We start from the raw sequence: 19054 nt of genomic DNA, 5'->3' as shown, positions 1-19054 counted from the left end.
TGGCCCGCAGCGGTGGCTGTCCGAATGACGTCTCTGAGGCACCCTCCGCGTAGGACGGATACCAAATCGAAGTCCGGTTTTCTTGAAGAGTCCGCACATGGATGTGCGGGCTCTTGCGGAGGGATCCGCGTTACGCGTTGTGGTTGTCGGTGTACGGGATCAGGGCCAGGAAACGGGCGCGCTTGACGGCCGTGGCCAGCTGGCGCTGGTACTTCGACTTGGTACCGGTCACGCGGCTCGGCACGATCTTGCCGGTCTCGGTGAGGTACTGGCGCAGGGTGTTGAGATCCTTGTAGTCGATCTCCTTGACACCCTCGGCGGTGAACTTGCAGAACTTGCGGCGACGGAAGAACTTGGACATGAGTGTGTGCTCCTAGGGCGTGATCAGGCGGCTTCGGCGTTGTCGTCGGAAGACTCGTCGGACGTGCCGACGCCTTCCTCGTCACGGCGGCGACGCTCGCCACGCTCGGGCTTGTCGCCCTTCTCGTCCTTGTACTTCATGATCAGCGACTGCTCGGTGTCCGGACCGTCGCGCTTGATGACCAGGTGGCGCAGGACGGCGTCGTTGAAACGGAAACCGTCGACCAGCTCGTTCAGGACGTTCTGGGTGCACTCGATGTTGAGCAGCACGTAGTGGGCCTTGACCAGGTTCTCGATCGGATAGGCCAGCTGACGACGGCCCCAGTCTTCCAGGCGGTGGATCTTGCCTTCGCCGCCTTCGATCAGGCCCTTGTAGCGCTCGACCATGGCCGGCACCTGCTCGCTCTGGTCCGGATGGACCAGGAACACGACTTCGTAATGACGCATTGTGTGATTCCTTGTGGATGATGGCCGCGGGCTTCGCCGCGTCCGGATCAGCCCCCCGGCACCCGGAACTGGGCGCGGTGGAGCAAGGTCTCCCACCGGCCGGAGCCGTGGGAGCCGGAAAGTATGGCGGATCAATGGGTTGAAGGCAAATGGCCGGCTACTTACCCGGGCGGGCCACTACAGCCATCCTTGGCGGGACGCATCCGGCTTCAGAGAGCCTGCCCGGCCATCCGTGGCCGGGCGTTCGCAGCCGCGCGAACCTACGGTTCGCGAGCGCGGCTGCTCACCCAGGCGTCGATGTGCGCCTCCAGCGCCTCCAGCGGGACCGAGCCGGTTTCCAGCACGGCGTCGTTGAACTCGCGCAGATCGAACTTCGGGCCCAGCTGCCTCGACGCCTTCTCACGCAGCTCGGAGATTTTGAGCTGCCCGATCTTGTAGGCGAGCGCCTGCCCCGGCCAACCGATGTACCGGTCGATCTCGTTGACCACGTCCTGGCGGGTCTTGGGCGAGTTGTCCATGAAGAAGGCGATGGCCTTGTCGCGACTCCAGCCCTTGCTGTGCATGCCGGTGTCCACGACGAGGCGGACCGCCCGCCACATGTCGTAGGCGAGCTGGCCCATGCGGTCGTACGGGTCGTCGTACAGGCCCATGTCGTAGCCCAGGCGCTCGGCGTACAGGCCCCAGCCCTCGCCGTACGCGACGAAGTACCCGACGCGGCGGAACATCGGCACGTCCGGCAGTTCCATGCCGCGCGCGAACTGGAAGTGGTGCCCCGGCACGGCCTCGTGCAGCGAGAGCGGCATCATTTCCCACTTCGGCCGGACCTCGGGCTTGTAGAGGTTCACGTAGTAGAAGCCGGCGCGGGTGCCATCCACGGCGCCGGGCTGGTAATACGCGGTCGTCGTATCGGGCGCGATGTTGTCGGGAATCGGCCGCACGCCGTACGGCAGGCGCGGAATGGTCTTGAACACCTTCACCAGCTCGGGGTCGATTCGCTTGGCGATCGCCTGGTACGCGGTGAACAGCTCCTGCGGCGTCTTGTAGAAGAACTTCGGGTCGGTACGCAGGTACTGGAAGAACTCCGCCAGCGTGCCCTTGAAGCCGACCTCCGCCTTGATCTTCTCCATCTGCGCGCGGATGCGCGCGACTTCCTTCAGGCCGATCTGGTGGATCTCGTCGGCCGACAGGTTCGTCGTCGTGAAATACCGCGCGGTGAAGTCGTAGTACGCCTTGCCGTCCGGCAGGTCGACCGCGGCGATCGAGGTGCGCGTCTTCGGCAGGTAGTCGCCCTTGAAGAACGTGGCGAACTGCCGGTACGCCGGCACCACGGCCTGCGAGATGACCTGCTTCGCTTCCGCCTGCAGGGCGGCGCGATCGGCCGCGCCGATGGCGTCGGGGAATTTCGCGAAGGGCTTGTAGAACGGGCTGTTGGTCGGATCGTCCACCAGTTGCGACTGGATCTGCGCCGGCACGCGCTCCATCAGCACGCGCGGCGGCGTGTTGCCGCTCGCGGCGCCCTCGCGCAGCAGCGCCTGGTTCTGTTCGATCAGCGCCGGCAGCGCGCGCATGCGCGCCAGCCAGTCGCGGTAATCCTTCACCGTGGCGAACGGCAGGACTTCGGCGATGCCTTCGGCGGTCTGCACGCCGCCGCTTAGGCCGATCGGCTGCAGGTATTCGCGATATTTCTGGCGTTCGACGGCCTTCTCCAGCCCCCATGCGAAGACGTCGTAGCTGAGGCGGTCGTCTTCGGTCAGCGCGTTGCGGTCGATCGCCTTCAAACGCTTCAACGCCGCACGGTCGCCCTCCATGCGGCGCTCGATGGCGGCCATGCTCATGTCGGTCCAGCGATCGTTGTAGCGCTTGTCGCCGCGCCAGCTCGCCTCCTCCGGGTTCTCGCGCATGCCGCGCTCCCACTCCTCGTCGAAGAGCGCGTGCAGCGCGGTCGCGGCGGGACTGCGGCTGGTGGCGACCTTCGCGGCCGGCGTGCTGGAAGGCGCCTGCGCGAACGCGGGCGAAACGGACAGGCAGGCGGCGACGGCCGCGGCGAGCAGTGCGTGTCGAAGCATGGGCATTCCCCCGGAAGAACGTCGGCCGAGTCTAGCCGCCCGCGAGCGCCATCGGCTTGATGCGGCCTGCCGGGAACCGCGCCTTCACGACAGCCCCGCTAGCGTGCGATCGATCCCATAAAGGGCGGCATCGCGCGTGAAGATCGCGACCTTCAACATCAATGGCGTGAACACGCGCCTGCCCGCGCTGCTGGAATGGCTGCGCCGCGAGCAGCCCGACGTCGCCTGCCTGCAGGAGCTCAAGGCGCCAGAAGACGCATTTCCCGCGCAGGCCATCGCCGAGGCCGGTTACGGCGCGATCTGGCACGGGCAGAAGTCGTGGAACGGCGTGGCCATCCTCGCGCGCGACGCCGAGCCGGTGGAAATCGGCCGCGGCCTGCCGGGCGATCCGGAGGACCTGCAGAGCCGCTACATCGAAGCGGCCGTCGGCGGCATCGTCGTCGTCTGCCTCTACCTGCCCAACGGCAACCCGCAGCCCGGGCCGAAGTTCGACTACAAGCTCGCGTGGATGGAACGCCTGCACCAGCGCGCGCAGTACTGGTTCGACAGCGGGCAGCCGGTGGTGATGGCCGGCGACTACAACGTGGTGCCGACCGACGAGGACATCTACAACCCGAAATCCTGGCGCAAGGACGCCCTGCTGCAGCCGGAAAGCCGCGAGCGTTACCAGCGCCTGCTCGACCAGGGCTGGACGGACGCGGTGCGGCACGTGTTCGGCGAGGAGCGCGTCTACACGTTCTGGGATTACTTCCGCCAGCATTGGGAACGCAACGCCGGCCTGCGCATCGACCACCTCCTGCTCAATGCCGAACTGCTGCCGCGGTTGCGTTCGGCGGGCGTGGATCGCTGGGTGCGCGGCCAGGTGAAACCGAGCGACCACGCGCCCACGTGGATCGAACTGGGGCCGGCGAAGGCGGCTAAGAAAACCGCCGGCAAGACCGCCCCCAAGGCCACGAAGAAGGTGGCGAAGAAGGCCTCGAAGAAAGCGACGAAGAAAACGACCAGAAAGGTGGCGAAGAAGACCGCCGCCAAACGCGCGGCGCCCGCGAGGCGAACGCGACGCGCCGCACAATGAAACGAAGGGATCACGACCCGTTGCCGCCGCGCTAACCGTCGAATTCGCAGCATCGATGCATCGAACACGACAGGAGCGACCGATGGCCAGGCATCCCGACGACAAGCATCGACACGAGCTCTACCGCGGCATGCCGTCGGTGACCAACCGCACCTGGGGCTCGCCGCAGGGCGACGACGGCTTCGGCTATCCGGGCCAGGGCGGCTACGGCGAAACGCGCGGCGATGCGTCGCGGCGCGACACGCAGCAGCGCTCGACGAGCCATCGCGGCCGCGGTCCGCGCAATATCCTGCGTTCGGATGAACGCATCGCGGACGACTTGATCGAACGGCTTACGCGCGATGAGGAGATCGATGCGAGCGAAATCCTCGTCGCGGTCGATGCGGGCACGGTCACGCTCACCGGCGAAGTCCCGGAGCGCCAGATGAAGCATCTCGCGGAGAACCTCGCGGCCGAGGTGCAGGGCGTTCGCGAGGTCAACAACCGCATTCAGGTCGACAAGGGCGCGAAGTCGTTCGGCCCGCCCGGTCGCGCGGTGCGCAGCGGTTTCGACCAGCAGGGCAGCGGCTTCTCCAGTTCGCAGTTCGACCAGCGCGACGACGAGGACGACGACGCGCATGACGCGAATCGCCGCGAACCGATGCGTCGGTCGCGAGAACACTGACGCTCCATCGGCCATAGCTCGGCTCGTGTAGCCGGGCCAAGGGAAAGCGCACCCGGGGTGAAGGCCATCAAGGCCGATCCCGGGTGCGTTTCGCTTTACCCGGGCTACAAAGGCGCATGGGGCCGTGACGACGCGGCGTGCGCGCGCGCAGTGCACAATCGCCGCATGAGCGATCCCCACGCGGGCAGTCCCGCCCCTCGTCCCAGCCTGCGCGAGCGGTTCGACGCGCTGCGCAACCTGCCGCCGTTCCTGCGGCAGATCTGGTCCACCAGTCCCCTGCTCTCGCTGATGACCATCGGCTTGCGCGTGATCCGCGCGCTGCTGCCGGTCGCCACCTTGTACGTCGGCAAGCTGATCATCGACGAGGCCGTGCGCCTGGTCGCCGCTGGCAACGGGTTCGACACCTTGGGCGAGGCCTGGCACAGCGGGCAACTCGACACGCTGCTTTCGCTGCTCGCGCTGGAGTTCGGGCTGGCGATCGCGTCCGACCTGCTCGGACGGCTCGTGAGCTACGGCGATGCGCTGCTCTCGGAGATGTTCACCAACGTCACCAGCGTGCGCCTGATGGAACACGCGGCGACGCTCGACCTGGAGGACTTCGAAGACCCCGACCTGCAGGACAAGCTGGACCGCGCGCGTCGCCAGACGATGGGTCGCATGAACCTGATGAGCCAGCTGTTCGGCCAGGTGCAGGACGCCATCACCGTGGTGAGTTTCGCGGCGGGCCTGCTGGTGTACGCGCCCTGGCTGATCCTGCTGCTGGCGATCGCGCTGGTGCCGGCGTTCGTCGGCGAGGCGCACTTCAACGCGCTGGGCTATTCGCTCAATTTCGCGTGGACGCCCGAGCGCCGGCAGCTGGAATACGTGAAGCAGATGGGCGCGAGCGTGGACACGGCGAAGGAGGTGAAGATCTTCAACCTCCATCGCTTCCTCATCGCGCGCTACCGCGAACTCGCCGATGCGCTGTTCCGGGCGAACCGGGCGCTGGCGCGGCGACGGGCGTTCTGGGGCGCGCTGCTGGCCGCGCTGGGCACACTCGGTTATTACGTCGCGTACGGCTACATCGCATGGCGCACGGTGCGCGGCGATTTCAGCATCGGTGACCTGACCTTCCTCGCCGGCAGTTTCCTGCGCTTGCGGCAGTTGCTCGAAGGCCTGCTCGTCGGTTTCTCGCAGGTCGCCGGCCAGGCGCTCTACCTCGACGACTTGTTCTCGTTCTTCGAGATCCAGCCGGAAATCGCCTCGCCGGTCGATGCGGCGCCGGTGCCGCGCCCGATCGCACGCGGCTTTACGTTCGAGAACGTCGGCTTCCGTTATCCCGACGCGGACAAGTGGGCGCTGCGCGGGCTCGACTTCGAACTGCGCGCGGGCGAGGTGCTGGCGCTGGTCGGCGAGAACGGCGCCGGCAAGACGACGCTCGTCAAACTGCTGGCGCGGCTGTACGACCCCGACGAGGGCCGCATCCTGCTCGACGGGCGCGACCTGCGCGAGTACGACCTCGACGACCTGCGCGGCAACGTCGGCGTGATCTTCCAGGACTTCGTGCGTTACCACCTCACCGCCGGCGAGAACATCGGCGTCGGTCGCATCGATGCGATGAACGACGACGCGCGCATCCGCGAGGCCGCGCGTCGCGCGATGGCGGACGAGATGATCGAGCGCCTGCCGAACCAGTACGACCAGCTGATCGGCCGTCGCTTCAAGACCGGCGTGGACCTCTCCGGCGGCCAATGGCAGAAGCTGGCCATCGCACGCGCCTACATGCGCGACGCGCAGGTGATGATCCTCGACGAACCCACCGCCGCGCTCGATGCGCGCGCGGAATTCGAGGTGTTCCAGCGCTTCAAGGATCTCTCGCGCGGCAAGACGGCCGTGCTGATCTCGCACCGGTTCAGCAGCGTGCGCATGGCCGATCGGATCCTGGTGCTGGCCGACGGGCGGCTGGAAGCCAGCGGCACGCACGAACAGTTGCTGGCGCAGGGCGGCCGGTACGCGGAATTGTTCGAGCTGCAGGCCGCCGGTTATCGTTGACGCATCCCGCGCCACGATTGGCAAACACCCCACGCACGACCGGACAGGAGCCCTGCCCCCATGCGCCATGCCTTGCATTGCACTTCGCTCGCCCTCGCCCTTTCGCTGACCCTGGTCGCCTGCCAGGCCCGCCAGGGCGAAGACGCCGCGCCGGCGAAAGCCGCGACCGCCGCGCCGAAGGCGCTTCCGACGCAGACGGTGGCGAGCCAGAACGGCCAGGTGACCGTCACCACGATCGCCGCCGGCCTCGAACATCCGTGGAGCGTGGCCCTACTTCCGGACGGCGGTTTCCTTGTCACGGAACGCCCGGGGCGTTTGCGCCATGTATCCGCCGACGGTGCCGTATCGGCGCCGATCACCGGCGTCCCGACGGTCTGGGCGGAAGGCCAGGGCGGCCTGCTCGACGTCGTGCTCGCTCCGGATTTCGCGACCAGCCGGAAGATCTTCCTGAGCTATTCCGAGCCGGGCCCGGACGGCAGCGCCGGCACGGCCGTGTCGACGGCGACGCTCGGCGACGGCGCGCTGAGCGAGGTGAAGCTGTTCTATCGCCAGGAGCCCAAGCTCGTCGGCCCGAACCACTTCGGTTCGCGCATCGCCTTCGACGGCAAGGGGCATGTGTTCATCACGCAGGGCGAGCGCAACGACCGCCCGACCTCGCAGAAGCTGGACATGCTGCAGGGCAAGCTGGTACGCCTGAACCTCGACGGCAGCGTGCCGGCCGACAATCCGTTTGTCGGCCGCAAGGACGCGCGCCCGGAGATCTGGAGCTACGGCCATCGCAACATGCAGTCGCTGGCGACCGATCCGCGCACCGGCACCGTGTGGGAAGCCGAGCACGGTCCCAAGGGCGGCGACGAGATCAACCTGCCGCAGCCGGGCAAGAACTACGGCTGGCCGATCATCACGCACGGCATCAACTATTCCGGTTTGAAGATCCCCGAGGCCGTCGGCACGTCGGCGCCCGGCATGGAACAGCCGTACCACGTGTGGGAGAAGTCGCCGGGCCTGTCGGGCATGGCGTTCCTCACCGGCCAGGCGGGTTCGAAGTGGAACGACAGCCTGTTTCTCGGCGCGCTCGCCGACGGCAGCCTGATCCGCCTGACGCTGGACGGCGACAAGATTACCGGCGAAGAGCGCCTGCTGAAGGACCTCGGCGCGCGCATCCGCGATGTGCGCGTCGGACCCGACGGCGCGGTGTACGTCCTCACCGACGAAACCGACGGCAAGCTGCTGCGGCTGGACGCGCCGAAGGGGTGATCGGGCCCGCCGCACGCGTGATCGCGCGTGCGGCATGTCGGAGCTTCGTCACTTCGTAGAGAGAAACGGCATGTCGGAGCTTCGTCATGCCGGAGCATGCCGGAGAGAGAAACATCGTCATCCCGGCGAACGCCGGGACCCAGGGTGGGCACGCGCGGGCACTCCTTGCGGGGCAAACCATTTCCGGTCATTCGCGCGAAGGCAGGAATCCAGCCCTGCACGCTCGGGCTTCCGTATAGCGTGATGCGTCGGAAAGATGGATCCCCGCCTACTCGACATGACGATGCAACGGACGTCGCACGCGCACGTTGATTTCGCGCAGGCCAATGCAAACAAGGAACCCCCCATGATCCGGACGCTTCTCCTCACCCTCGCCCTGCTCGTCTCCGTCTCCGCCTTCGCGTCCGAGACCGACGCCGAACTGCTCGCGCTCGACGCCACGTGGAACGAGCTGCGCATGAAGCCCGACGTCGCCGGGCTTGATCGCATCCTCGCCGACGACTGGATGCTCACCCACTCCGACGGCCGCGTGCAGTACAAGGCCGACTACCTCGACGAACTGCGCACCAGCACGCGTCGCAACTCGGGTATCGGCAACGAGGACGTGCGCGTGCGCCGTTACGGCGACACGATGGTCGTCACGGGCACCAGCGTGCAGTCCGGCGTCAGCAACGGCGTGCCCTGGAACGGCCGCTTCCGCTTCACGCGCGTGTGGGTGCAACGCGACGGCGCGTGGAAGATGATCGCCTCGCATTCCTCGCGCGTGGCCGACGCGAAGTAGCGTTCAGAACAGATCGCCCTGCGGCGCGGTTTGCGCGGGTGCGCTGTAATCCAGCCGGCCGTCGACGATCCGCGCCGCCTTCGTGTACGGATGCTCTTCCGCGCGGTTGGGTGCGATGAGGTGCACCACCGTCCAGCCGCGCGATTTCAGATCGTCGCTGATCAGGCTTCGGTGGCATTGCGTCCAGTACGCCTCGGCGCACATCACGGCGGTGCGCCGCGTCGAGGCGATCGCTTCCAGCCGGTCCCGCGCTTGCTGGAACTGGGCGGTCTCCATGTAATCGGCGTAGCCGCGGAAGGACGCGTTGCGCCACACGGTATTGGGCGAGTCCTTCCGCGGGTTTCGACGCCCGCCCAGGTCGACCATCGGCAGGTACTCGATGCCGGCTTCGGCCAGGCCCGCGGCGATGTTCGCCGCCGCGAACTGCGGGTGCCGGCGCGAGCCGGGATAACGCCGCACGTCCGCCACGGCCTCGATGCCCGCCTGCATCAGCAGGCTGAGGAATTGCGGCCATTCGCGCGTGGAATGGCCCACGGTCCAGATCGTTCGCATGGACCGGAGCATAGTCGGCGGGATGTCGCCCAGATGAGAATCAATATCAAGTGAAGGCGTCTGGGCTACAATGGCGGCGCTTCCCCCACTCGCCCCAGACACCCCGATGTCCTCCGCTTTTGGCACCGAGACGGTGCTGGATGTCCGTCACTGGACGGACGATTACTTCAGCTTCACCACCACGCGCGACGACGGCTTCCGTTTCGAGAACGGCCAGTTCGTGATGATCGGCCTGCAGGTCGAGCAGCCCGACGGCTCGCACAAGCCGCTGCTGCGCGCGTACTCCATCGCCAGTGCGAACTGGGAGGAGCAGCTGGAGTTCTTCAGCATCAAGGTGCCGAACGGGCCGCTGACCTCGCGCTTGAAGTCGATCAAACCGGGCGACGAGGTGCTGATCGGCCGCAAGCCGACCGGCACGCTGCTGATCCACGACCTGCACGTCGGCCGCAACCTGTACCTGCTGGGCACCGGCACGGGCCTGGCGCCGTGGCTGGCGGTGATCAAGGATCCGGAAACCTACGAGCGTTTCGACAACGTGATCCTCACGCACGGCGTGCGCAGCGCGAAGGATCTCGCGTATCGCGACTACTTCGTCAACGAGTTGCCGCGTCACGAGTTCCTCGGCGAGCAGATCGCCGCGAAGCTGAAGTATTACCCCGCCGTGACGCGCGAGGCGTTCGAATTCGACGGTCGCGACCAGCGCGGCCGCCTGACGGACCTGTTCGACAGTGGCCGCATGATGGAGCACCTAGGCCTGCCGGCGCTGGATCCGGAACACGACCGCGCGATGATCTGCGGCAGCCCGCAGATGCTGGCCGATTTCCGCGACATCCTCGACCGCCGGGGCTTCACCGCCGCGCCGCGCATCGGCACGCCGGGGCAGTACGTGTTCGAGCGTGCGTTCGTCGAGAAGTAATCTCGGATCCGCGTGCCGGCGACGCCACCGCCGGACCTCGCCGGAGCGCGGGGACTAGACTGGCTCCTCCCCCCGGATGGAGCAGTGCGATGAGATTCCAGGACAAGGTCGTGATCGTCACCGGTGGCGCCAGCGGCATCGGCGAGACCACCGCGCGGCAGTTCGCCGACGAGGGCGCGCACGTCGTGATCGCCGACTTCTCCGATGGCGGCCAGGCCGTCGCCGACGCGATCGCCGCGAACGGCCCGCGCACGCTCTTCGTCAAGACCGACGTCGCCGACAGCGCGAGCGTGCGGAACATGGTCCAGCGCACTGTCGAGGCGTTCGGGCGCATCGACGTGCTGTTCGCCAACGCCGGCATCGCGCACGACGGGCCGATCGACCAGCTCGACGACGCGTCGTGGACGCGCACGCTGGACATCAACCTCACCGGCGTCTACCTGTGCGACAAGTACGTCATCGAGCAGATGCTGGTGCAGGGCGGCGGCGTCATCGTCAATTGCGGCTCGATCCACAGCCACGTCGGCAAGCACGGCGTCACCGCGTACGCCGCGGCCAAGGGCGGCGTGAAACTGCTGACGCAGACGCTGGCGATCGACTACGGCGCGCGCGGCATCCGCGTGAACGCGGTCTGCCCCGGTTACATCGAGACGCCGCTGCTGAAGGACATTCCGGCGCAGGCGAAGGCGGAGCTCGCGAGCCTGCACCCGATGGGGCGCCTGGGCCGCCCGGAAGAAGTGGCGCGCACCGTGCTGTTCCTCGCCAGCGACGACGCCTCCTTCGTCACCGGCGCCTCGCTGCTGGTGGACGGCGGCTACACGGCGCAGTGATTCGCGTGGCGCCCGCGTTTCGTGCGCGGGCGCCGGCGCCGGCGCGATTCACGCCAGTGCGGCCTCGATGTCCTTCGCGATCGACTCGGGCTTGTCGTTCGGCGCGTAACGCTTGAGCACGCGGCCATCGCGGCCAACGAGGAACTTGGTGAAATTCCACTTGATGGCGTCGATGCCGAGGAAGCCGCCCTTCTCGTCCTTCAGCCACTTCCACAGCGGATGCGCGGCGTCGCCGTTGACGTCGATCTTGGCGAACATCGGGAACGTCACGTCGTAGGTGAGCGAGCAGAAATTGCGGATTTCCGCTTCATCGCCCGGCTCCTGGTGACCGAACTGGTCGCACGGGAAGCCCAGCACGTCGAAGCCGCGGTCGGCGTAATCGCGCTGGAGTTTTTCCAGTCCGGTGTACTGCGGGGTGAACCCGCACTTGGACGCGACGTTGACGACCAGCAGCACCTTGCCTTCGAACTCGCGCAGCGCGCGCGGCTGGCCTTCGATGTCCGTGGCGGTGAAGTCGTAGGCGGTGGTCATTGCGGCGCTCCGGTGTGGGGTGTTGCAAGGATAGCGCCGCGCGCCCGCACGTCGGTGCGCAATCGAAGCGTCATCCCGGCGAAGGCCGGGACCCAGGCACGCAGCGCCGGATCTTGCGGCGGCCTCGCGCTTCGGAAAGCGCGAAGGCCTGGGTCCCGGCTTTCGCCGGGATGACGGAACTCGGGGCGCCGCATGTCGAACCCGGAAAACAACAACGCCGGGACAAGCCCGGCGTCGCTGTATCCGAACCTTGTCGACGTTCGATCAGAACGATGCGCGGAACTCCGCACCGAACGTGCGCGGCTCGTTGATCATGCCGGTGAGGTTGTTGAAGTCGATCGCGCCCACCACCTGCACTTCGTCGGTGATGTTGCGGCCGAACAGCGCCACGTCGTACTTGCCGTAGTTCCAGCTGTAACCCACGCGCAGGCCGCCTTCGACCAGCGACTTCGCGCGGAACTCGAGCGAGTCGTACAAGAAGAAGTTCAGCTCGTCGCGGTACATCCAGTCGGTGTAGACGTAGAACTCGTTGCCGTTGTCCATCGGCAGGCCCCAGCGCGCGGTGAGGTTGTGCGTCCACTTCGGCGCCTGCGGCAGTTCGTTGCCGCCGATGTAGTAGCTGCCGGTCGGCTCGCCGGTCGCCGGGTTGAGCACCGGCGCATCGGTCACGGTGCACGCCGCGCAGCCGGCCACGTTGAGATCGCTGTCCTTGATCTCCGTGTCGTTGTAGCTGCTGCCCAGCGTGACCAGCAGGTTGTCGGTCAGGTACGCCTGGAAGTCCATCTCGAAGCCCTGGCCGACGGACTTGTCGGCGTTGAGCAGGATGTTCGCGTTGGCGGCGCCGCCCACGGCCGTGAGCTGCTGGTCCTTCACTTCGTAATAGAACACGCCGGCGTTGATGCGCGCGCGGTTGTTCCACAGGTCGGCCTTCACGCCCACTTCGTACGAGGTGGAGGTTTCCGGACCGGCGACCGACATGCGGTTGAACGCGCCGGCGGCCTGGATCGAGCTGCCGCGATACCCGGTGGCGACGCGGCCGTAGAAGTTCACGTCGTCGTTGATCTCGTAGGTGGCCGACAGGTCCCAGCTGAACTTCTTGTCTTCCGGCGCGGCCGACAGCGTGCCGCCCGGGCCTTCGGCCGCGAGCAGGTCGTCCTTCGTGCACAGCACCGGGCCGGGGATGATGCCCAGCGTCGGGCCGATGCACGGCGCGAAGCCGGTGTTCCAGTAATCGATGACGTTGAGTTCCTTCTCGTCCCACGTGTAGCGCACGCCGGCGCGCAGTTCCAGCGCCTGCGTGGCCTGCCAGGTGCCGGCGGCGAAGACCGCCCACGAATCGTTGGTCTGGCGCACGCGCTCGTAGCCGTCCTGCTGGCCGTTGTTGAGCGAGTCGTAGCTGAAGCTTTCGACGTCGTAGTCTTCGTTGAAATAGAACACGCCGCCCTGCCAGTTCCACGGCGTGCCGGTGTTGGATTCGATGCGGAATTCCTGCGTCCACTGCGCGTGGCGCGGGATGCCGTCGGCGGTCTCGGACTGGAACGGGATGAAGCCCGGGCCGTCCGGCGTGCCGCCGTCGATGTCGCCGCGGCTGTAGGTTTCCACCGACTCGTAGCCGGTGATGGCGTACAGCGTGTAGGTGTCGCTGAGGTTCCAGCTCAGGCGCGCGCTGGCGCCCTGGCTGTCGAGCTCGGAGTGGTTCAGGCCGTTGAGCGAGACGTGGTCCTCGTCGAAGCCCGCCACCAGGTCGTTGGTGCCCGGCTCGATGATGTTGGCGCGGAACAGGCGCGCGGTGCCGTTGAGGCGGCGCGCGTGCGCGTTGAGCAGCAGGTCCCAGTCGCCGTTCTCGTACAGGAACTGCACGCGCGCGGCGGATTCGTCGTAGCCCTCGAAGCCGTCGTTCGGGCCCGGGTAATCGTTGGTGACCCAGTCGTCGCGACGCTGGAACAGCGCGGAGGCGCGGGCCGACCAGTTCTCGGTGAGCGCGCCGCCGACGGCGCCCTCGAAGTTCACCATGTTGTCGGTGCCCACGCCGAGCTTGCCGTAGCCGCTGGTTTCCTGCGACGGACGGGCCGATTCGAACTTCACCACGCCGGCCGGGCTGTTGCGGCCGAACAGCGAACCCTGCGGGCCGCGCAGCACTTCCACGCGATCCAGGTCGAACACCGGGAAGCCCTTGAGGATCGGGTTTTCCTGCACGACGTCGTCGTACACCAGCGACACCGGCTGCGAGGTGTTGAGGCGGAAGTCGGTGTTGCCGTAGCCGCGGATGTAGAAGCGCGGGAACGCGCGGCCGAAGGAGGACTCGATGTTCAGGCTCGGCACGCGGCCGGACATGAAGCGCACGTCGGTGCCGCCGGCGCTGAGCACGTCCAGCTCCTGCGCGTTGATCGTGCTGACCGAAACGGGCACGTCCTGCAGGTTCTCGACCTTGCGCTGCGCGGTCACCTGCACGGTGTCCAGCGTGGTGGCGCTCGGGGTGTCGGTCGTGGTCTGCGCGTCCTGCGCGAGGGCGGCCTGCGCCGGCAGCATCAGGGCGATGGCGACGGTCAGGGCGTGGCGGGAAAGCGTGCGCGGAGGCAGCGGCATGGAAGGCATGGGGCGGTCTCGATGTGCGGCGCCGAAGGATGGAGGCGCCAAGGGTTCGAAGGCCGACGCAACGCGGCTTCTCTCCGGCGCGCGCTACGACGATGCGATGAGCGAATGGATCAACTCAGGACCGTCCCTTGACGGCCTCGGCGCGGACCCGGTCCCGCGCCCTGGCAGCTCGACATGACGCGGGAATGTTACCAGAGTGTTAAAGCGCCGTACCGGGGCGTACCGAGGGCCCGCGCCCCTACCCCAGTGCCTTGAAGCCCCTCTCCCGCAGGCGGGAGAGGGAACACCACCCGCGCGTTACTTCGCCACCCGCACCGCCGGCGCGAACGGCTTGATGCCCAGCGCCTCGTGGATTTCTTCCGGGTAGTACGCGGTGTCGCCCTTCAGCACCAGCGCGACCTTGCGGATGTCGGCGATGTTCTTCGTCGGATCGCCATCGATCAGCACCAGGTCGGAGCGCTTGCCCGGCGTGATCGAACCGCGCTCGGCCAGCGTGCGGCTGTACTTGGCGCCGTTCCAGGTCGCCACCTGCAGCGCCTGCGACGGCGTGAGGCCAGCCTGCACGTAGAGTTCGAGTTCGCGCTGCAGCGTGAAGCCGACCATTTCGTCCGTGCCGGCGACCACCGGCACGCCGGCCTTGTAGGCACGGCCGACGAACTCGACCATCTTCGCGTACGAGCGCGTGTACTTCGCCGCGGTCGCATCGTCGGGGATGTTCATCTCCGCCGCACGACGTCCACGCTGCACGTCCGGCGGCAGATGGTCGGCGACGTCGGCCACGATCGGCGACATCTCGCCTTCGCGCTGGTGCAGGAACTCGAACGTCGCCAGCGTCGGATCGATCACCACCTGCTTGCGCGCCAGCGTGTGGATGAAGTCCTGCACCGGCTTGCTGTCGAGGTCGAGCCCGTCGGTCTTGTCGGCCGGCAGGTAGAAGCGCGCCAGCGTGCGCGTGTCGGTCTTGTCGTCGACGAAGAAGTTCAGCATCAGCTGGTTGATGTGCTGGATCTCGTCGAAGCCGTCGTCCACGACGTCCTGCGCGCGCAGGAACGCCGGCACGTGGCCGCTGACGCGCAGGCCCTTGGCGTGCGCGTAGGCGACGGTGTCCTTGAGGATGTCCTTCGGGAACGAGTTGTAGATCTTGATCTGCGGGTACTTGTGCTCCGCGTACCAGTCCACCGCCTTCTTCGCGTCGTCGAGGTTCTTCACCACGAAGCCGTTGCGCGCGGAGAACTTGCTCTCGCCCTCGATGAAACCCGCCGGCACCACGTCCGGCGACATCAGCGTGCCGGCCTTGATCTCGCCGAGCATCTGCTGGAGCGTCGCGTTGTCGTTGCCCATGTCGCGCACGGTGGTGACGCCGGCGGCGAGGTTCAGCCCGCCGTCCCAGCGGCCGACGTGGCCGTGCATGTCGAACAGGCCCGGCAGCAGCACCTTGCCGTTGGCGTCGATGACGTGGTCGGCCGCGGCGGGCTTGTTCGACGCCGACGCGGGCGTGATCGAGACGATCCTGCCGTCCTTCACCAGCACGTCGCTGGCGGCGCCAAGCGTCGCCTTCTCGCTGTCGAACACGCGGGCGTTGCGGATCAGCGTCGCGCCGGCGAGCGGATGGCCCAGGCGCTTTGCCAGATCGACCAGCGCATCGCCTTCGGCCTGCTTCTGCTGTTTTTCCAGATCCGCGGCGACGGCCTGGCAACCGTCCTCGACCAGCTGCACGAAGCCCGGATAGATGAAGGCGAACAGGCGCGGGCTGGCGTCGGTCGTGGCCCACACGAACGTCGGCACCAGGCCCACGCCGGTCACCGCCATCAGCTGGACGTCGCGCGTCTTCGCGCCGCACTGCACCTGGGCCTGCGCCACCTTGCGCGAGGTCAGCGTGCCACTGGGGATCAGCGGCAGCTTGCCGTCGGGCCGTTTGGCGAGCGCATTGAACGCGACCGAGAACCCCGCGGGCGAGCCGCCCAGCGGCTGGTACAGCGCGGTGCCCTGCACCGCCTGGTTGCCCGCGTCGGACGTGGACTTCCACTGCACCTGGTCGCCATCGCGGCGGAAGCTCTCGTCGATCTTCGCCCCGAACGTCGACGTGCCCTGCACCTTGTAGGTCTGGTACGTGCCGTCCGGCGCGAGGGTGTATTCCTCCTTCAGCTCGGGGCCGCGGCCGTTGTCCTTGAAGATGAACTCGACCTTCGTCGTGCCGTCGTCGCCGCGCGTCACGACCTGCTGTCCCGCCTGCTTTCCGCCGTCCACGAGCGCGACATAGCGCAGCGTTTCGGCCGCCAGGACGTGCGGCGCCACGGCCAGCAGGCCCAGCGCGAGCGATCCGGCCAGCGCGATGCGAGTCTTCTTGTTCATGTCCATGTCTGCCCTGTGTGTTGCCCGGACCGGCGGCCCGACTGTTCCGGGAGTGTAGCCAGCCTGTGCCGCCGGAGGCCGTTCATTCCCCCATGCCTTTCGTCATGGGTCCGTCCGTGGGCCATCGGGTAGGCTTCGGGCTCCCTTTGACGAGGTTTCCGAGCCCATGAAGCACCCTCTCGCGCTGGCGCTGGCCGTGGCAATCGCCGCGACCGCCCCCACTTACGCCAAGACCCCCAAGCAAGGTACCGCCGTGAGTGCGCAAGCCGATGCCGTTAAAGGCGCGAACCCCTTCTTCGCCGACAGCCCGCTGCCGCTGCATTACCCGCAGTTCGACAAGATCAAGGACGCCGATTTCGGCCCCGCCTTCGACGCCGGCATGGCGCAGCAGCTGAAGGAAATCGACGCGATCGCCAACAACCCCGAGAAGCCGACCTTCGAGAACACCATCATCGCGATGGAGAACTCGGGCCGCACGCTCGGCCGCGCGACGACCGTGTTCTTCAACCTGGTCGGCACCGACACCAATCCGACGCGCGAGAAGCTGCAGGGCGATTACGCGCCTAAGTTCGCCGCGCACCGCGACGCGATCAACCTCAACGGCAAGCTGTTCGAGCGCGTCAAGGCGCTGTACGACACGCGCGATTCGCTGGGCCTGGACGCGCAGGGCAAGCGCCTGGTCGAGCGCTACTACACCGATTTCGTCCGCGCCGGCGCCAACCTGTCCGACGCCGACAAGGCCAAGCTGAAGCAGATCAACGCCGAGCTGGCGGGCCTGGGCACCAAGTTCAGCCAGAACGTGCTGGCCGAAGTGAACGCCTCGGCGATCACCGTCGATACCAGGGAAGAACTCGACGGCCTGTCCGACGAGCAGATCGCCGCCGCCGCCGAAGCCGCCAAGGCGCGCAACCTGCCGGGCAAGTACGTGATCGCGCTGCTCAACACCACCGGCCAGCCGCCCGAAGCGCAGCTGACCAACCGCGCGCTGCGCGAGCGCCTGCACAAGGCCTCGGTCGCACGCGGCAGCCGCGGCAACGAGTTCGACAACACCGGCATCGTCGCGCGCGTCACCAAGCTGCGCGCCGAACGCGCCAAGCTGATGGGCTACCCGAACTACGCCGCCTACGTGCTGGAAGACGAAACGGCGAAGACGCCGCAGGCCGTCAACGCGATGCTCGGCCAGCTTGCCCCGGCCGCCGTGGCCAACGCCAAGCGCGAAGCCGCCGACCTGCAGGCGATGATCGATGCCGAACAGAAGGCCAAGGGCCAGCCGACGTTCAAGCTCGAGCCGTGGGACTGGTCCTTCTACAGCGAGAAGGTGCGCCAGGCGAAGTACAGCTTCGACGAGTCGCAGCTCAAGCCGTACTTCGAAATGCAGAACGTGCTCGAGAACGGCGTGTTCTACGCCGCCGGCCAGCTGTACGGCCTGAAGTTCAAGCAGCGCACGGACCTGCCGAAGTACCACCCGGACACCTGGGTGTACGACGTGTTCAACGAGGACGGCTCGCAGCTGGCCATCTTCATCTGGGATCCGTACGCCCGCTCGTCCAAGCGCGGCGGTGCGTGGATGAACTCCTACGTCGACCAGTCCGAGCTGAGCGGCTTCAAGCCGGTCGTCGCCAACCACCTCAACATCCCCAAGCCGAGCGAAGGCAAGCCGACGCTGCTGACCTGGGATGAAGTGACCACCGCGTTCCACGAGTTCGGCCATGCGCTGCACGGCATGTTCTCGGACGTGAAGTACCCGTACTTCAGCGGCACCAGCGTCCCGCGCGACTTCGTCGAGTACCCCTCGCAGGTCAACGAGATGTGGGCCGACTGGCCGTCGATCCTGGCCAACTACGCCAAGCACTACCAGACCGGCGCGCCGATGCCGAAGGAATTGCTGGACAAGGTCATCGCCGCTTCGAAGTTCAACCAGGGCTTCGCGACGACCGAATACCTGGGGGCGGCGATGCTCGACCAGAACTGGCACCAGGCCACCGAAGGCCAGCTCCCGGCGGCCAACGGCGTGATGGCGTTCGAAGCCAATGCGCTCAAGCAGGACGGCGTGGACTTCTACGCGGTGCCGCCGCGTTACAAGACGCCGTACTTCAGCCACATCATGGGCGGCTACGCGGCCGGCTACTACGCCTACATCTGGTCTGAAGTGCTGGACGCCAACTCGGTGCAGTGGTTCAAGCAGAACGGCGGCCTGAGCCGCAAGAACGGCGACCACTTCCGCCAGACGCTGCTCTCGCAGGGCGGCAGCACCGACGCGCTGCAGCTGTTCCGCAACTTCGCCGGCCACGATCCGAAGATCGAGCCGCTGCTGGAGAAGCGTGGCCTGACCACCGCGCCGTCGCAGCCGACGACGAAGGCTTCGAAGAAGTAAGTCGCTTCGTCGCGACGTGTAACGAAAAACCGCCCGGGAAACCGGGCGGTTTTTTTTAGCCCCTCTCCCTGCGGGAGAGGGGTTGGGGTGAGGGGCAAAGAAGCCACAATGGCGAACCGCCGTTTGCGTACAGCGCTACGCTTTTGTGCTCACTTCTTAGCTGGAGGGAACAAGTCCATTCGCGAAGACGCCCCCATTCGGATGGCATCCAGGCCTGGATCCC

At 67.0% G+C, this 19054-nt stretch carries 15 protein-coding genes; 8 read left to right on the top strand and 7 right to left on the bottom strand.

Annotation, left to right across the window (positions count from 1 at the left end; translation table 11 throughout):
- Nucleotides 1-130: 130 nt before the first annotated feature.
- From rpsR to LA521A_RS07710, 3 genes are all read right to left on the bottom strand, one after another.
- The gene (gene rpsR / locus LA521A_RS07720) at nucleotides 131-361 is read right to left on the bottom strand and encodes a 30S ribosomal protein S18 (protein WP_031372470.1); all 231 of its coding nucleotides are present in this window, start codon (nucleotides 359-361) and stop codon (nucleotides 131-133) included.
- A gap of 23 nt (nucleotides 362-384) precedes the next feature.
- The gene (gene rpsF, locus LA521A_RS07715) at nucleotides 385-807 is read right to left on the bottom strand and encodes a 30S ribosomal protein S6 (RefSeq protein WP_281781713.1); all 423 of its coding nucleotides are present in this window, start codon (nucleotides 805-807) and stop codon (nucleotides 385-387) included.
- A gap of 260 nt (nucleotides 808-1067) precedes the next feature.
- Nucleotides 1068-2873, bottom strand: a complete 1806-nt coding sequence (locus tag LA521A_RS07710; RefSeq protein ID WP_281781712.1) for a DUF885 domain-containing protein — start codon at nucleotides 2871-2873, stop codon at nucleotides 1068-1070.
- A gap of 136 nt (nucleotides 2874-3009) precedes the next feature.
- Here LA521A_RS07710 and xth point away from each other — a divergent pair, with 136 nt between their 5' ends.
- From xth to LA521A_RS07685, 5 genes are all read left to right on the top strand, one after another.
- Nucleotides 3010-3948 (top strand): exodeoxyribonuclease III, encoded by a 939-nt coding sequence (gene xth / locus LA521A_RS07705; RefSeq protein ID WP_281781711.1) that lies wholly within the window; start codon nucleotides 3010-3012, stop codon nucleotides 3946-3948.
- 82 nt (nucleotides 3949-4030) lie between these two features.
- Entirely contained in the window at nucleotides 4031-4612 is a 582-nt protein-coding gene (locus LA521A_RS07700) for a BON domain-containing protein (RefSeq protein WP_281781710.1), read from the top strand.
- A gap of 165 nt (nucleotides 4613-4777) precedes the next feature.
- Nucleotides 4778-6643 carry an ABC transporter ATP-binding protein gene (locus LA521A_RS07695; protein ID WP_281781709.1) on the top strand — a complete coding sequence of 622 codons (1866 nt, stop codon included), beginning with the start codon at nucleotides 4778-4780 and terminating at the stop codon, nucleotides 6641-6643.
- Nucleotides 6644-6703: 60 nt separating this feature from the next.
- Nucleotides 6704-7900 (top strand): PQQ-dependent sugar dehydrogenase, encoded by a 1197-nt coding sequence (locus LA521A_RS07690; protein ID WP_281781708.1) that lies wholly within the window; start codon nucleotides 6704-6706, stop codon nucleotides 7898-7900.
- A gap of 346 nt (nucleotides 7901-8246) precedes the next feature.
- Nucleotides 8247-8681, top strand: a complete 435-nt coding sequence (locus LA521A_RS07685) for a nuclear transport factor 2 family protein (protein ID WP_281781707.1) — start codon at nucleotides 8247-8249, stop codon at nucleotides 8679-8681.
- 3 nt (nucleotides 8682-8684) lie between these two features.
- Here the strand turns inward: LA521A_RS07685 and LA521A_RS07680 are convergent, their stop codons facing one another.
- Entirely contained in the window at nucleotides 8685-9215 is a 531-nt protein-coding gene (locus LA521A_RS07680) for a DUF488 domain-containing protein (RefSeq protein WP_281781706.1), read from the bottom strand.
- A 124-nt stretch (nucleotides 9216-9339) separates the two neighbouring features.
- Between LA521A_RS07680 and LA521A_RS07675 the strand changes: the two genes are divergently transcribed.
- Together LA521A_RS07675 and LA521A_RS07670 are read left to right on the top strand one after the other, a co-directional pair.
- On the top strand, nucleotides 9340-10149 hold the full coding sequence (locus LA521A_RS07675; RefSeq protein ID WP_281781705.1) for a ferredoxin--NADP reductase: 810 nt from the start codon (nucleotides 9340-9342) through the stop codon (nucleotides 10147-10149).
- Nucleotides 10150-10238: 89 nt separating this feature from the next.
- The gene (locus LA521A_RS07670) at nucleotides 10239-10979 is read left to right on the top strand and encodes an SDR family NAD(P)-dependent oxidoreductase (protein WP_281781704.1); all 741 of its coding nucleotides are present in this window, start codon (nucleotides 10239-10241) and stop codon (nucleotides 10977-10979) included.
- 48 nt (nucleotides 10980-11027) lie between these two features.
- Here the strand turns inward: LA521A_RS07670 and LA521A_RS07665 are convergent, their stop codons facing one another.
- The 3 genes from LA521A_RS07665 to LA521A_RS07655 all read right to left on the bottom strand — a co-directional run bounded on the left by LA521A_RS07665 (nucleotide 11028) and on the right by LA521A_RS07655 (nucleotide 16457).
- Nucleotides 11028-11510 (bottom strand): glutathione peroxidase, encoded by a 483-nt coding sequence (locus LA521A_RS07665; protein ID WP_281781703.1) that lies wholly within the window; start codon nucleotides 11508-11510, stop codon nucleotides 11028-11030.
- Between the two features lie 264 nt (nucleotides 11511-11774).
- Nucleotides 11775-14096 carry a TonB-dependent receptor gene (locus LA521A_RS07660; RefSeq protein ID WP_425494588.1) on the bottom strand — a complete coding sequence of 774 codons (2322 nt, stop codon included), beginning with the start codon at nucleotides 14094-14096 and terminating at the stop codon, nucleotides 11775-11777.
- A gap of 306 nt (nucleotides 14097-14402) precedes the next feature.
- A complete protein-coding gene (locus LA521A_RS07655; protein ID WP_281781701.1) occupies nucleotides 14403-16457 on the bottom strand; it encodes an amidohydrolase family protein in 2055 nt (684 codons plus the stop codon).
- 166 nt (nucleotides 16458-16623) lie between these two features.
- On the opposite strand from LA521A_RS07655, the gene LA521A_RS07650 reads away from it, so the two are divergent.
- Entirely contained in the window at nucleotides 16624-18831 is a 2208-nt protein-coding gene (locus LA521A_RS07650; protein WP_281781700.1) for a M3 family metallopeptidase, read from the top strand.
- Nucleotides 18832-19054: the final 223 nt, after the last annotated feature.

The organism is Lysobacter auxotrophicus (genome assembly GCF_027924565.1).
In the GTDB taxonomy this organism is placed as follows: Bacteria; Pseudomonadota; Gammaproteobacteria; order Xanthomonadales; family Xanthomonadaceae; genus Lysobacter_J; species Lysobacter_J auxotrophicus.
This window is presented reverse-complemented; position numbering and strand designations above follow the sequence as displayed.

Coding starts and splice junctions, on each gene's coding strand:
- LA521A_RS07700 (WP_281781710.1), top strand. CDS start 4,031: ATGGCCAGGCATCCCGACGACAAGCATCGACACGAGCTCTACCGCGGC.
- LA521A_RS07710 (WP_281781712.1), bottom strand. CDS start 2,873: ATGCTTCGACACGCACTGCTCGCCGCGGCCGTCGCCGCCTGCCTGTCC.
- LA521A_RS07675 (WP_281781705.1), top strand. CDS start 9,340: ATGTCCTCCGCTTTTGGCACCGAGACGGTGCTGGATGTCCGTCACTGG.
- LA521A_RS07650 (WP_281781700.1), top strand. CDS start 16,624: ATGAAGCACCCTCTCGCGCTGGCGCTGGCCGTGGCAATCGCCGCGACC.
- rpsF (WP_281781713.1), bottom strand. CDS start 807: ATGCGTCATTACGAAGTCGTGTTCCTGGTCCATCCGGACCAGAGCGAG.
- LA521A_RS07655 (WP_281781701.1), bottom strand. CDS start 16,457: ATGAACAAGAAGACTCGCATCGCGCTGGCCGGATCGCTCGCGCTGGGC.
- LA521A_RS07670 (WP_281781704.1), top strand. CDS start 10,239: ATGAGATTCCAGGACAAGGTCGTGATCGTCACCGGTGGCGCCAGCGGC.
- LA521A_RS07690 (WP_281781708.1), top strand. CDS start 6,704: ATGCGCCATGCCTTGCATTGCACTTCGCTCGCCCTCGCCCTTTCGCTG.
- LA521A_RS07660 (WP_425494588.1), bottom strand. CDS start 14,096: ATGCCGCTGCCTCCGCGCACGCTTTCCCGCCACGCCCTGACCGTCGCC.
- LA521A_RS07665 (WP_281781703.1), bottom strand. CDS start 11,510: ATGACCACCGCCTACGACTTCACCGCCACGGACATCGAAGGCCAGCCG.
- LA521A_RS07695 (WP_281781709.1), top strand. CDS start 4,778: ATGAGCGATCCCCACGCGGGCAGTCCCGCCCCTCGTCCCAGCCTGCGC.
- LA521A_RS07685 (WP_281781707.1), top strand. CDS start 8,247: ATGATCCGGACGCTTCTCCTCACCCTCGCCCTGCTCGTCTCCGTCTCC.
- rpsR (WP_031372470.1), bottom strand. CDS start 361: ATGTCCAAGTTCTTCCGTCGCCGCAAGTTCTGCAAGTTCACCGCCGAG.